Below are 535 nucleotides of genomic sequence, written 5' to 3'. Positions count from 1 at the left end.
TTTTAGGCTCATTAGCGCCATTGCTAGGAACAGAGACAATGAAACCGTACCGAGAATATCCACGGTTTCTAAGTCGACTTTGCGAACTTTCGTCACTTCCGTGATGTTGGTGATCACCACACCAATAAACAACGCGTAGACAAAGTCTGGAATCATCAACCATTTGATGCCAAAGCTGCTCACCCAGTTTTCTAGATAACCCGCCCCTGTCACACACAACAAAATAATCGACAAGCTTTCGACCACTTTCTTTGCAGTAACTCGGTCTTCTTCGTGCTCGTTATAAGTCACGAGTTCAGGAAAACGTTGGTGACTTTGATTTGTACGGCCGTATTCCGATTCTAGGTTGTTTTTGTCTATCAAACGCTGTGCCACTGGGCTGCCGATGATGCCGCCAATCACCAAGCCAAACGTCGCAGATGCCATCGCAACCTCAAGTACGTTATGTAGCCCGTACATATCTTGGAAAGTCTGCGACCAAGCTGCGCCGGTTCCGTGACCACCAGAAAGCGTAATGGAACCCGCAATTAAGCCC

At 47.7% G+C, this 535-nt stretch carries 1 protein-coding gene; it reads right to left on the bottom strand.

The window, feature by feature from the left end; genetic code table 11:
* Positions 1 to 535 (bottom strand): sodium/glutamate symporter (locus tag R8O10_RS27205; RefSeq protein ID WP_318192228.1); only part of this gene is annotated, 535 nt, incomplete at both ends.

The organism is Vibrio sp. 1727 (assembly GCF_033344415.1).
GTDB lineage: Bacteria > Pseudomonadota > Gammaproteobacteria > Enterobacterales > Vibrionaceae > Vibrio > Vibrio alginolyticus.
Note: the sequence above shows the minus strand (reverse complement) of the source record. Positions and strands in the feature narration are given on the sequence as shown.